Here is a 12,840-nt window from a genome sequence, read left to right on the forward strand (position 1 = left end):
TCATCCATGACCTATCACCGTTCGTATAGCTCACCGAGAGCCGCTGGGATAGCGACGCCACCATGAGATGGTACGTCGCGCGGCGGCTCATGTGGGCGGTCGTCGTCACGTTCATCATCGTATCGCTGACGTGGGCGCTCCTGCGGTTCACGCCAGACAGAGACATCATCCAAGCCGGACAAGCGGCCGCGCAAGCGGGACAGAACGCCACCGCCGAACAGGAGCGGTTGCGCGAACTCCGCGGCCTGAACGAGCCCCTGTGGGTGCAGTACGGGAGCTACATGGAGAACGTCTTCACGCTCGACTGGGGGTTCTCCGAGAGCCGCTCGCAGCCCGTCACCGAGGCGGTCTGGACCGCGCTCTACTACACCGTCCAGTACTCGGTTCCGTGGACGATCCTGACGCTGTTCTTCGGGACGGCCGCGGGCCTGTACTCGACGGCGCACCAGTACTCTTGGAAGGACAACCTGGCGACGTTCCTCGCGTTCTTCGGGTTCTCCATCCCGAACTTCTGGTTCGGCATCATCCTCCTGCTCGTGTTCGGCGTCGTCCTCGGCTGGGTGCCGATAACGTACCAGACCGACGTCGGCGTGTTCACGTGGGCGAACGTCAAACAGCTCATCCTCCCCGTGTTCGTGCTCGTCACGGGCTCGGTCGGCGGCATCCAGCGCGTCGCGCGGAACGAGTCCGCGGAGTACCTCAACACGGACTTCGTGAAGACCGCGCGAGCGAAGGGCGCGAACAGCCAGCGCATCCTCACGCGGCACATCCTGCGGCCGGCGTCGGTCCCGATGTCGACGACGTACGTCGGCACGCTCCTGGCGCTGTTCACGGGGTCGTCCGTACTCGTGGAGACCGTGTTCTCCATCCCCGGCCTCGGCCGACTGCTCCTGCAGGGACTGACCTCGCAGGACACGCCGCTCGTGCTCGGCACGTCGTTCGTGTTCATCTTCCTGACCATCATCGGGAACCTCCTCCAGGACATCGTGTACACGCTCCTGGACCCCCGCATCGACTACGGTGATCGATGATGGCGGCAGACGACTCCACGCCGACGAGATTCGAGGAGATCGACTGGAACGACGTCAAGCCCAGCGGTCGCCTCGACCTCTCCCCGAAGGCGCTCGGGATGCTCGTCTCGACGGCGCTTCTCGGCCTGCTGTTCGCCTACGACTACTTCGTCGTCCCGAAGAACGCCGACACCTTCGAGGCGGTCGGGTGGGCGTACCAGGTCACGCAACTCGATTACTTCTTCGCGCTGACGCTCCTGGCGATATTCTTCTTCGCCGTCGTCCCGCTCTACGAGAACCCGCACCTGACGCGGTACTACTGGAACCGGTTCAGGGAGAACCGGCCCGCGATGCTGAGCCTCGGGTTCCTCATCGCGACCTTCCTCATCGGGATGCTCGGGCCGCTCGTCATCTCGAAGCCCGAGCTGTCGCTGTTCGCGAAGTACCAGCCGCCCGTGTACACGAGCGTCCAGCAGTCCGCGGTCATCGAGTGCGCCGGCCGCGTCTCCGATGGCATGTGTCACGGCTCCTGGCAGTACCCGTTCGGGACGACCGGCGGCGGGAAGAACATCCTGAACATCATCGTGTACGGGATGCAGGTCAGCATGAAGGTCGGCCTGATGTCGGCGTTCATCGTCATGATCATCGGGAGCGTCGTCGGCACGGTCGCCGCGTACAGCGGCGGGCTCGTCGACGAGTTCCTGATGCGGTACGTCGACATCCAGCAGACGTTCCCGAGCTTCCTGCTGTTCCTCCTGCTGACCTACCAGTTCGGCGGGAGCCTCCTGCTGTTCATCGCCATCTTCGGGTTCTTCAGCTGGGGGAACACCGCACGGTACGTGCGTTCGAACGCGCTCCAGAAGACCGAGGAGGAGTACATCAAGTCCGCGAAGGCGAGCGGCGGGAGCACGTGGCTCATCATCCGCCGGCACCTCATCCCGAACACCGCGAGCAGCATCATCACTGACCTGACGCTGCTCATCCCGAGCTTCATCCTCTTCGAGGCCGCGTTCGCGTTCCTCGGGTTCGGCGCGGACGTCCCCTCGTGGGGGCGGACCATCGCCTCGGGTCGCGCGGACCTGTCGTTCGCGTGGTGGATATCGACGATCCCCGGGGTGTTCCTGTTCCTCACCATCCTCGCGTTCAACTTCCTCGGTGACGCACTGCTCGACGCACTGAACCCGCAAGCGGAGACGGAGGCCGAATGATGAGTACGAACGAACCACTACTGTCGGTACGAGACCTGCAGACGACGTTCACGACGGACGAAGGGACGCTGACCGCGGTCGACGGCCTCGACTTCGACATCCACGAGGGCGAGACCGTCTGCATCGTCGGCGAGTCCGGGTCCGGGAAGACCGTCGCGAGCGAATCGATCACGCGAATCCTCTCGATGCCCCCGGCGCACATCGACGGCGAGGTGCGGTTTCGTGGCGACGACGTCGGCGCGCTCAGCGACGCGGAACTCCGCGAACTCCGCGGCGGGAAGATCGGTCACATCTTCCAGAACCCCCAGGACGCGCTCAATCACTGCTACAGCGTCGGCTGGCAGATCGTGGAGGCGATACAGTTCCACGACGACGTCTCGAAGGCGGAGGCGCGCGAGCGAGCGATCGAACTCCTCGACCGGGTCGGTATCCCGGAGGCGACCGCGCGCTTCGACGACTACCCCCACGAGTTCTCCGGGGGGATGAAGCAGCGCGTGATGATCGCGATGGCGCTCGCGCCCGAACCGGACCTCCTCATCGCGGACGAGCCGACGACCGCGCTCGACGTCACCATCCAATCCCAGATACTCGACCTCCTGGAGGACATCCAAGCGGAGTTCGGGATGAGCATCCTGTTCATCACGCACGACCTCGGTGTCGTCGCGGAGGTCGCCGACCGCGTGCTCGTGATGTACGCGGGCAAGCTCATGGAAGAGGGCGACGTCTACACCATCTTCAAGGAGCCCGCGCATCCGTACACGCAAGCGCTCATGGAGTGTCTCCCCGGGCGGGGCGATTCGACGAAGGGCATCCAGGGGTCGCTCCCGGACCCGACGAATCCACCGGACGGCTGTCGGTTCGCCGACCGCTGCCCGCACGCGGTCGAGGACTGCAAGAAGGGCGACCAGCCGACGCTCTACGACACCGGGACCGCGGACCACCGCGTCTCCTGCGTGTACTACGGCCCGGGGTACGACGAGTCCAGCATCCTCGACGCCGAGCTGTCGACCGGGACCGACGGGAACGAGCGCACCGGAGGGCTGAACGATGACTGACGAACCCCTCCTCGAGGTCCGGAACCTCAAGAAGCACTACCCCATCACGAAGGGTATCCTGAAGAAGCAGGTCGGGTCCGTGAAGGCGGTCGACGGCATCAGCTTCGACATCCCGCGCGGTGAGACGCTCGGGCTCGTCGGCGAGTCCGGGTGCGGGAAGTCCACGGCCGCGACGTCGATCATCCAGCTCGAGGAGCCGACCGCGGGCGAGGTCATCTTCAACGGCGACGCGCGGAACGCGGCCGAGACCGGCGCGGACGCGAGACATCGCAACGACGTGACGGAGTTCGACCCGGCGGAACTCAAGCAGTTCCGTCGGCAGGCCCAGATGATCTTCCAGGACCCGTCGTCGAGCCTGGACCCGCGGATGCGCGTCGGCGAGAGCATCGCCGAACCGCTACGCATCCACGGCATCGACGACAAGGAGGCACGCCAGGAGATCGCGCGGAACCTCCTCGACCGCGTCGGGTTGTCCCGCGACGACTACCATCGGTTCCCCCACGAGTTCTCGGGCGGCCAGAAGCAACGCATCAGCCTGGCGCGCGCGCTCGTGACGAATCCCGAACTCATCGTCGCGGACGAACCCGTCTCCGCGCTGGACGTCTCCGTGCAAGCGGAGATCCTGACGCTCATGAAGGACATCCAGTCCGAGTTCGGGCTGTCGATCCTCCTGATCAGTCACGACATGGCGGTCGTCCGCGAGATTTGCGACCGCGTCGCCGTGATGTACCTCGGCGAGATCGTGGAAATCGGTGAGACGGAGGAGCTGTTCCAGAACCCACAGCATCCGTACACGCAGGCGTTGCTGTCGTCTATCCCAGTGCCGGACCCGACCGTCGACCGTTCGGGGACGACGCTCAGCGGGGACGTCCCGAGTCCGTCGAACCCACCGAGTGGGTGCCGGTTCCACACGCGCTGCCCGGACGTCATCCAGCCGGAGGACTACGACTTCGAGCAGGAGCACTGGCGGTCGGTCATGGACCTCCGGACGCGCCTCGCGCAGCGCGACATCGACGTCAAGGCGGTCCGCGAGTTCGTCGCGACCGAACGCGACGCCGACGTCGAACCGGAAGCAGTGTCGGACGAGGCCGCGAAGAACGCGATCCGCGAGGAGTTCGGGATCCCCGAGTCGCTCCGCGACGGTCGTGCGGAGTCCGTCCTCGGGGAGGCGCTCGATCGGATCGTGGACGAGGACCTGGCGGCTGCCGACGAACTCCTGTCGACGGAGTTCGAGACGGTCTGCGAGCGCGACGCGCCGTCGCTCACGGAGACCACGCCCGGACACCAGTCCGCGTGCCATCTCGACGACGCCACGCCGACGGTGGACTCCGTCGAGTCCGCCATCTCGGACGACTGACGGCGGTCGGTGTCGACGCGCACCCGCGGCCAGTTCTCGCGGGTCGTCTCGAGTTCGCCGTCCGGTGACAGCCTCGTCGAGTACGCGGCAGCAAGCCGAGTTCGAAACGTCGATTCGCGCACGACGACGCCGCCGAGCCCGGCGTCGGCCTCGCTCGCGGATTCCCCCTGCGCGAGCGGCGAGCGCGGAGGGGGTAGCGATTGAACAGGTTTTTCGGTCGGGATAGCGGAGTCTCCAGTAACGATGGGGCTCGAAGAGGAGATCGACGCAATCGAGGAGGAGATCCGGAACACGCCCTACAACAAGTCCACGGAAGCCCACATCGGTCGCCTGAAGTCCAAGCTCGCGGAGAAGAAGGAGAAGCTCGAGAACCAGTCGGGGTCCGGTGGCGGCGGCGGGTACGCCGTCGAGAAGCACGGGGACGCGAGCGTCGCACTCGTCGGGTTCCCGAGCGTCGGGAAGTCCACGCTCGTGAACTCGCTCACGAACGCTGACAGCGAGGTCGGGTCCTACGAGTTCACGACACTGAACGTCAACCCCGGGATGCTCGAGTACAACGGCGCGGACATCCAGATCCTCGACGTCCCCGGCCTCATCGAGGGTGCCGCTGGCGGTCGCGGCGGCGGGAAGGAGGTTCTGTCGGTGGTGCGGAGCGCGGACCTCATCGCGTTCGTGCTGTCGCCGTTCGAGATCGAGCAGTACGCGCGCCTCCGGAAGGAACTGTACGACATCAAGATCCGCGTCGACCAGGAGCCCCCGAACGTCACCATCCGGAAGAAGCACAAGGACGGCATCCGCGTGACCAGCGCCGCGGACCAGGACCTCGAGGGGGAGACCATCACGGACATCCTCCGCGAGCACGGGTACGTGAACGCGGACGTGAACCTCGGCGAGAAGCTCGACATGGACCGCCTCATCGACGGCATCATGGACAACCGCGTCTACCTCCCGTCGATCACGGTCGTGAACAAGGCAGACCTCATCGACCCGGGGTACAAGGAGACGGTGTTCGAGAACCTCCGCGAGCACGAGCTCGACCCCGATGAGGTGACGTTCATCTCCGCGGAGAAGGAGAAAGGTCTGGACGCGTTCAAGAAACGCATCTGGCGGCAGCTCGGTCTCATCCGCGTCTACATGGACAAACCCGGGCGTGGCGTCGACCGGGACGAGCCGCTCGTCGTCCCCGAGGGGTCGAGTATCGACGACGCGCTCTCGAAGCTCGGCGGGGACTTCGAGGAGCGGTTCCGGTTCGCGCGCGTCCGCGGAGAGAGTGCGAAGCACGACGGCCAGCAGGTCGGTCGGGAGCACGAACTCGCCGACGAGGACGTCCTCAAGCTCGTCCTCCGGAAGTAGTTCGGGTTCGTCCGCGGTGCGTGGCCTCGCGGGCTCGGTGGCGACGTCTCGTTTTCTCCATCCGGTATCGTCTTTGGGCGCGACGGCGAATCACGGGTATGACGTACGCACTCGACCACGTGATGATGCGCGTCGAAGCCCTCGACGAATCGCTCGACTGGTACAAGACGCATCTGGAGTACGAGGAGAAGGGGCGCTGGGAGGCGGAGACGTTCACGAACGTCTACCTCGGTCCCGAGGACGCCGGCGAGGACGCGGCGACGCTCGAACTCACGTACAATCACGACGACCGCACGTATGAGATGGGTGACGCGTGGGGGCACGTCGCGGTGCGCGTCGAGGACGTCTTCGACGCCTACGAGGAGCTGATGGACGCGGGCGTCGAGGACTACCGCGACCCCGAGTCCTGTGGTGGCAGCTACGCGTTCGTCAAGGACCCGGACGGGCACGAGATCGAGCTCGTCGAGCGCGATCACGGGGCGCGCTGGAGCCTCGACCACACGATGGTGCGCGTGGAGGACGCGGACGAGGCGATCGGGTTCTGGACGCGGAAGTTCGAGTACGAGCACACGGGCCGCTGGGAGTCTGACACGTTCGCGAACTACTTCCTGAAGCCCCAGGACGCCGGCGAGGAGGCGATGGCGGTGGAGTTGACGTACAACTACGACGGCCGGACGTACGATATGGGTGATTCGTGGGGGCACGTGTGCGTGCGCGTAGACGACCTTCACGATGCGTGGGACGAGCTCATGGTTCGGGATGCCACGGACTACCGCGACCCCGCGAGCTGCGACGACATGTTCGCGTTCACGAAGGACCCGGACGGGCACGAGATCGAGATCCTGAACCCGACGGACGCACCCGGCGAATAGGGGCCGTCCGCTGATTCCCTGCACCGTCGCCGTCGGGTGCGTCGACGCCGTCGCCACCGCCCGTGCTGTTGGGGCGCCGATCTTCGAGCGGGTTCTCTCGCGAGCTTCGCCGGTTCCTCCGCGTCTGTTTATATACCTTCCCGGGGCACGTGCCGTGCGTCCGATGCCGACGGGAACCGTGCGAATCCAACCCACAGAGCGTGTGTGACGGGATACCACGAAACCGCCATCACCACAAGACATTTATAACAATGGGTCGTGCTTTCGTGATGTACCCCTACCCATGGTGACAGTAGCGAGTATCGGTGCGCCCACAGGTCTCGGGCGACGTCGAGAAAAGCTGCGGTCGCCGCCGAAGCAATCCAATCAAAAATGACAGACGAAACCAACAAACTCCGCGCGCTGGTTCTCACAGCGCTGATGGTCACGTCCGTGTTCGCCGGTACCGTCGCCCTCGCGGGCACGGCCGCCGCCGCGAACAGCGCGACCATCACGCTCTCGGACCAGGCGCCCAACGAGCCGGGTGTAGAGTATAACACCTCGGCTGATGTGTCGCTCAGTAACCAAAATACCCTCGTGTACGTCGATGTCGACCTGGGTTCGGCCGACGTGAGCAACGTCGATGCCAGCGATATCTCGGTCTACGTCGATGGAAACGAGTACACGGACGGTCTGACGGAAGTCTCCGCGTCTAGCGGCGTGGTCGAATTCAAGCTTTCGAACTCTCAGAGCCTGTCCAACGGCGACACGGTCCGCGTCGCCGTTGACAACGTCAAGAACCCGTCCTCGGTCAGCACCCCCAGTTACTCGGTGTCCCTCAGCGACTCGAGCGACACCCAGTTCGACAGCTGGTCGGGTACCTACACGATCACTGGTAGTCAGGTCGGTGTGACGCAGGCTCAGCCTTCGTCCAGCCCTGTCTTCCAGGGTCAGGACCTCGTCCTGACGAACGTCAACCCGGGCACGACTGTCGAAGTTCGTGAGAACACCTCGTCCGGTAGCTCCTACGAGAACAACTACGAAGTCGGTTCGGACGGCAGCGTCACCGTCCCCACCAGCGACTTCAACGGTGACTACTTCGTGAAGGCCGAGGACACCTCCGGTTCCTCGGTGCGTGTGAACTTCGAGGTCGTCCCGCAGACACTCTCCGTTGGTTTCGCGTCCAGTACGGTCGCGAACTCCGGTGAGGACAGCGAAGTTGACCTGGAGATTGACTCCAACCGTGCGTCCAACTTCGGCGCGTACGTCCTCTCGGAGAACATGACGGACCAGGAACTCCGCGACGTGTTCTCGAGCGCGGGCCCGACCGCGACGGACGTCGACATTGACCAAGACGGCGACGCCGGTGACGATGACGGTATCATGGTCACCGGTCTGACCCGCAACGACAACAACGAAGCGACCCTCAACTTCACTGATGTTGAGGCCGGACCGAAGAACCTCACGTTCTCGGTCACGGACACCACGGCGTCCGACACCGCTGCCGTCAACGTCAACGCGCCCGCCGAGGGCTCCGCTGGCTTCGTGACGCAGGCGATTTCGGACGAGCGCGGTGACATCGTCGTCATGAACGTCTCCATCACGGGGGCGACGGACCGCGCGACGGTCAACGTCGGCGGCACCTCTGTCCGCTATCAGGAGAGCGTCACTCTCGTTGACGACAACGACGACGGCTACGTCGAGTTCTACTGGAACACGGCGACGGCCGGCACGAGCGACAACACCACGTTCCAGCTGCCGTCCGGTAGCGATGACGCCATCGCGGGCCGTACGCTCAGCAGTCAGTTCGCTAACTCGAACCAGAGACTCGGCGCTGCCGAGTACCCCGTGAACGCCACGGTCGGTGGCGACGAGACCGGCGTTGCGACGGTTGTCGTGCGGAACCCGAACAACGTCGACCGCGCAATCAACGTCTGGACGGCGCCTGACGGCAAGAACTCCCTCAGCCCGAAGTCCGACGACTACTACCAGGACTACATCACTCAGGACTCCACGGCCGCGATCGAGGACGAGGTCGTCCTTGAGATCAAGGCTGCCGGTGTCTACGGGACTCTCGTCCCGAGTGCGAAGAACGACGCCGTCATCACTGGTCCGTTCACCCAGGTTAACGGTGCGCAGTTGAATATTACGCAGACGGTGGCTTCCACGCCGCCGAACACGCCGGCTACGACGATTAACACGAAGAACAAGACGACGCTCCTCTCGCCCACCGAGAACACGATGTACATGTTCGTTGACACGGACAAGGACAACTTCTCGGTGTCCGACAAGAACCCGCGCCAGACGTTCAACGTCAACATGACGTTCGACAGCGCGTGGGCCTACGGTAAGAAGCAGATGTCGACGGTCCAGCAGTTCTCGGTCATCCAGCGGACGGGTAACATCGACGGCGCCGAGCCGAACTCCGAGGACCCGCTGATTGTTGCGCAGTCCGACGAAGCGGAAATCACTGGTTCGTCCTCTGCGGCGACCGGCACGAACCTCACGATTAGTGCCCGTTCGTCCAGCGGCCAGAACCCGTTCCTCCGCACGGCCACGGCCACGGTTCAGTCCGACGGCACGTGGTCGACCACTCTCAATCTCGGTGACATCCCGACTGGCACTAACTTCACGGTCGCCGTGAAGGACGGTTCCCAGTCGCTCGAGTCGGTCGACGCACAGATCGGCGGCGCTGCCAACCTCCAGCTCGCGTCCCTCGACGCGCCGGAGTCGGCTGCCCCCGGTTCGACGATCACGGTGACCGCGACGGTCGAGAACACTGGCGACTCCTCGGGCGAGACCGAGGTCGCGTACATGTTCAACGGCACGACGGAGTCGACGCAGAACGTGTCCGTTGACGCTGGTTCGACGACCGAGGTCACGTTCGAGTACACGGTTCCCTCGTCGACTGGTGACTACACGCACGGTGTGATGGTCGGTGACAACGACGCTGTCACGGCCGGTATCACGGTGCAGGACGAGACCAGCACGACGACGACGCCGACGACGACGACGCCGACGACGACGCCGACGACGACGGAGCCGACGGACGAGCCGACGACGTCCGAGGCCCCGACGACGTCCGAGCCGACGGACGAGGAGACCACCACCTCCGATGAGGGTGGCTCCCCCGGCTTCGGTGTCGCTGTTGCGCTCGTCGCACTCGTTGCGGCTGCGCTCCTCGCGACCCGTCGCGACGAATAACGTCAGCTAACTAACCGAGTCTCACTCGGTCTTCACGTTCGCTTTTCTTTCGCGTGCGACGCTCGATAGCGACGGCAGTTCCGTGCTTGCCCTTGGTGAGTGTGGGGCTGGGTCGTCGGGTGTGGCGTGCGGTCGTTTGCTGGTGGTGTTGTAGTTGATGGTCGTGGTGCTGTGGCTGCTGGTGGTTCTGGTGGGTTGTTCGTGTCTGGAGTGTGTGGTGTCGTTCTCGTGCTCGCGGTGACTGTTGTGGGCCACGTCCTCCCCTGCCGACGCTGTCGGGTCGTGCTCGCGGCGCTCGCGGGACCTAGGCAGCGTCCCTCGCGAGTGTGTGCGCGACTCGCTCACTGGCGTTCTCGGTCCGCACGTTCGCGCGCCGAGCCGGTGGTCGTACTCGGGCGGTCGCATCGAGTCAGTGGCGTGCTACCGCTCCCAGGTCGGGGCGAGAGCCCTGACTTGGCAGGACTGAGGGTCGGTGAGGAGATGTGGTGCGTGTGGGTGTCTGGTGGTCGGTCAGACGACGTCCAGTTCGTCGCGGGGGGCGTCGGCGAGGGTCTCGAGGGCGTCGGCTTCGAGGAGGTGGCAGTCGCCGGGGACGACGAGGAGGTGGAGTGGGTCGCCGAAGTCGCCGATGGCGAGGTTCGCGAGGGTGTCGGCACGGACGAGTGGGTTGGGGCTGCCGGCGCGGGCGACGACGACGGCGACGAGGTCGGGGTGGTGCTCGGCGAGGCGTTCGGCGGCGACGTCGGCGGTCATGTACTCGTCGCCGTCGCGGACGTCGGCGCCGGCGGTGTCGTCCCCGACCTTGATGTCGAGGAAGACGAGGGTGTGGAGGCCGCGGTCGCGGTTCGCGGTGATGGTGTCGAGGACGCTGTCGGGGACGTCGGTGCCGGCGTGCGCGTACTCGAAGGGGAGCGTGGTCGCCTTCCCGAACCGGTAGTTCTGGAGGCCGGTGAGGGAGGCGGCGGCGGTCTCGGCGGTGACGCCGTGGTGGACGCGGGTGTCGATTCCGCGGTCCTCCGCGCGCAGTCGAAGGTCGGTGTGCGTGGTCGCGATCATGGTGTCGCCGGCGGTACAGAACGCGACGGATTCGGTCTCGGCGGCGTCCAGTATCGCTTCGGGGTGCTGTTCGACGTCGGCGCGCTCTACGATGTCGATGTCGACGTCGTGGTGGCGTTCGAGGTCGTCGACGGTGGCGCCGAGCAGTTTGCTCGTGTAGCATTCGACGTACGCGCGGTCGGCGTCGCGGAGGGCGTCGCGGCCTTCGACGGTGATGGAGCGTTCGTCGTAGAGGCCGAGACCGATGAACGTGAGCATACTGTCCGTGTGTGCGTCGGCGGCGTTGAAGCCGTCGGTCCGCGTCGCGATGACGGGTCGGTCGCGGCCGTGAGCGCCGGTGTGGTTCGTCAGGTTGAGGGTGGCGCGTCTCGCTCGTGTCCGTATGGACGAGCCGTGCGTGCGCGTGGACCGGGAGTCGGGCGAGGAGTCGCGGCAGGTGCTCGCGGACGCGGGCGTGCTCGACGATAGCCGCGAGATCGTCGTCGAGGACGGGACGTTGTTCATCCCGGTGGTGGACGCGGACGGCGTCCCGGCGGGGTTCGAGGTGGTGGCGCGTGCGGTGCCCGACCGGGAGACTCAGACGACGCCCGCGGACGTGCTCGGGTTCGAGCCGAGTTACGAACGCCTCGGTGACGTCGTCATCCTGGACGAGGACGACGACGAGCGCGCTCGCGAGATCGCCGAGGCGATGGTGGCGTCGGACCTGCCCGTCGAGACGGTCCTGAATCGAGCGTCGAAGGTGAAGGGCGAGCTCCGGGTGCGCGAGTGGGACGTCCTCGTGGGCGATTCCACGGAGACGGTGCATCGCGAGTACGGCTGCGAGTACCACCTGGATCTCGCCGAGGTGTACTTCTCGCCGCGGCTCGCGACGGAACGCCATCGCGTGACGAGTCAGGTCGAGCCGGGCGAGCGCGTCTTCGACATGTTCGCGGGCGTCGGCCCGTTCGTGATTCCGGCGGCCAAGCGCGGGGCGGAGGCGGTCGGCGTCGACCTGAATCCCGTCGCGGTCGAGTACCTCAGGGAGAACGCCAGCCGGAACGGCGTCGCGGACCGCGTCACTGCAATCGAGGGGGACGTCCGCAACGTAGCTGCGGGCGAGTACGCGGGCTGGGCGGACCGGCTCGTCATGAACCTCCCGCATACGGCGAGCGAGTTCCTCGACACCGCGGCGGTGCTCGCGAGCGACGAGTGCGTCCTCCATCTCTACGACATCCAGCACGAGGACGACCCGTTCGGTCCGGGCGAGCGCGCCATCCGCGAGGCGTTCGAGCCCGCGTACGACGTGACCGTCGAGACCCGGCACGTCGTGCGTTCGTACGCGCCCCACGAGCACAACGTCTGCCTCGACGTCCGCCTCGTCTCGACGTAGCACGCCCGGCCCGATTCGCAACCCTTATTGCGATTCTCCCGCCATGACTGAATGCAGACAGACGCCGTCTGCCGGTGTAGCTCAGAGGTAGAGCGATTCCTTCGTAAGGAATAGGCCGAGGGTTCAAATCCCTCCACCGGCTTGCTTTTCCGCGACGATCGATGCCCTATAGACGGTCGTCCGCGTTCGTCGGATGCGTCGAATCGTAGCGGACCTGCTGGTTGCTCTCGTCGTGATGCTTTCGTCGTGAGTGGTACGTGAGGCGGTCGTGTGCTCGTTGCTCCGGGAGAGTCGGGCAGGGTGAGGTCGCGGCGTCGTTACGAGTTGACGTTGGTGACGGCGAAGTAGAAGGTGTCGCGGGTATCGTCGCCGTACTG

Annotated in this window: 9 protein-coding genes and 1 tRNA gene; 9 read left to right on the forward strand and 1 reads right to left on the reverse strand. The window is 65.4% G+C overall.

All coding sequences use genetic code 11. From position 1 onward, the window contains the following. Positions 1-62 precede the first annotated feature (62 nt). The 7 genes from SM754_RS08490 to SM754_RS08520 all read left to right on the forward strand — a co-directional run bounded on the left by SM754_RS08490 (position 63) and on the right by SM754_RS08520 (position 10,038). Positions 63-1,031 carry an ABC transporter permease gene (locus SM754_RS08490; RefSeq protein WP_323675790.1) on the forward strand — a complete coding sequence of 323 codons (969 nt, stop codon included), beginning with the start codon at positions 63-65 and terminating at the stop codon, positions 1,029-1,031. Next, positions 1,031-2,218: an ABC transporter permease gene (locus SM754_RS08495; RefSeq protein WP_501993769.1), complete on the forward strand. Its 1,188-nt coding sequence runs from the start codon at positions 1,031-1,033 to the stop codon at positions 2,216-2,218. Before SM754_RS08490 ends, SM754_RS08495 begins: the two co-directional genes overlap by 1 nt. Continuing rightward, positions 2,218-3,273 (forward strand): ABC transporter ATP-binding protein, encoded by a 1,056-nt coding sequence (locus tag SM754_RS08500; protein ID WP_323675792.1) that lies wholly within the window; start codon positions 2,218-2,220, stop codon positions 3,271-3,273. Before SM754_RS08495 ends, SM754_RS08500 begins: the two co-directional genes overlap by 1 nt. Further along, positions 3,266-4,630 (forward strand): ABC transporter ATP-binding protein, encoded by a 1,365-nt coding sequence (locus SM754_RS08505; RefSeq protein ID WP_323675793.1) that lies wholly within the window; start codon positions 3,266-3,268, stop codon positions 4,628-4,630. The genes SM754_RS08500 and SM754_RS08505 overlap by 8 nt, the downstream gene beginning before the upstream one ends. Positions 4,631-4,873: 243 nt before the next feature. Next, on the forward strand, positions 4,874-5,983 hold the full coding sequence (locus tag SM754_RS08510; protein WP_323675794.1) for an OBG GTPase family GTP-binding protein: 1,110 nt from the start codon (positions 4,874-4,876) through the stop codon (positions 5,981-5,983). A 98-nt stretch (positions 5,984-6,081) separates the two neighbouring features. After that, positions 6,082-6,855, forward strand: coding sequence for a VOC family protein (locus tag SM754_RS08515; RefSeq protein ID WP_323675795.1), 774 nt, complete (start codon positions 6,082-6,084; stop codon positions 6,853-6,855). A 372-nt stretch (positions 6,856-7,227) separates the two neighbouring features. After that, positions 7,228-10,038 (forward strand): BGTF surface domain-containing protein, encoded by a 2,811-nt coding sequence (locus SM754_RS08520; protein WP_323675796.1) that lies wholly within the window; start codon positions 7,228-7,230, stop codon positions 10,036-10,038. Between the two features lie 510 nt (positions 10,039-10,548). On the opposite strand, the gene dph5 is transcribed toward SM754_RS08520, so the two are convergent. Beyond that, entirely contained in the window at positions 10,549-11,352 is an 804-nt protein-coding gene (gene dph5 / locus SM754_RS08525; protein WP_323675797.1) for a diphthine synthase, read from the reverse strand. Between the two features lie 124 nt (positions 11,353-11,476). Here dph5 and SM754_RS08530 point away from each other — a divergent pair, with 124 nt between their 5' ends. Both SM754_RS08530 and SM754_RS08535 read left to right on the forward strand, forming a co-directional pair. After that, positions 11,477-12,463, forward strand: a complete 987-nt coding sequence (locus SM754_RS08530) for a class I SAM-dependent methyltransferase (RefSeq protein WP_323675798.1) — start codon at positions 11,477-11,479, stop codon at positions 12,461-12,463. Between the two features lie 70 nt (positions 12,464-12,533). Further along, positions 12,534-12,605, forward strand: a tRNA-Thr gene (locus tag SM754_RS08535). The last annotated feature ends 235 nt before the right edge of the window (positions 12,606-12,840 follow it).

Source organism: Halorubellus amylolyticus, assembly GCF_034808145.1.
GTDB lineage: Archaea > Halobacteriota > Halobacteria > Halobacteriales > Natrialbaceae > Halorubellus.

Bases quoted from the DNA above. Each gene is read 5' to 3' on its own strand.
- SM754_RS08490 (WP_323675790.1), top strand. From the start codon at position 63: ATGAGATGGTACGTCGCGCGGCGGCTCATGTGGGCGGTCGTCGTCACG.
- dph5 (WP_323675797.1), bottom strand. From the start codon at position 11,352: ATGCTCACGTTCATCGGTCTCGGCCTCTACGACGAACGCTCCATCACC.
- SM754_RS08500 (WP_323675792.1), top strand. From the start codon at position 2,218: ATGAGTACGAACGAACCACTACTGTCGGTACGAGACCTGCAGACGACG.
- SM754_RS08530 (WP_323675798.1), top strand. From the start codon at position 11,477: ATGGACGAGCCGTGCGTGCGCGTGGACCGGGAGTCGGGCGAGGAGTCG.
- SM754_RS08495 (WP_501993769.1), top strand. From the start codon at position 1,031: ATGGCGGCAGACGACTCCACGCCGACGAGATTCGAGGAGATCGACTGG.
- SM754_RS08505 (WP_323675793.1), top strand. From the start codon at position 3,266: ATGACTGACGAACCCCTCCTCGAGGTCCGGAACCTCAAGAAGCACTAC.
- SM754_RS08515 (WP_323675795.1), top strand. From the start codon at position 6,082: ATGACGTACGCACTCGACCACGTGATGATGCGCGTCGAAGCCCTCGAC.
- SM754_RS08510 (WP_323675794.1), top strand. From the start codon at position 4,874: ATGGGGCTCGAAGAGGAGATCGACGCAATCGAGGAGGAGATCCGGAAC.
- SM754_RS08520 (WP_323675796.1), top strand. From the start codon at position 7,228: ATGACAGACGAAACCAACAAACTCCGCGCGCTGGTTCTCACAGCGCTG.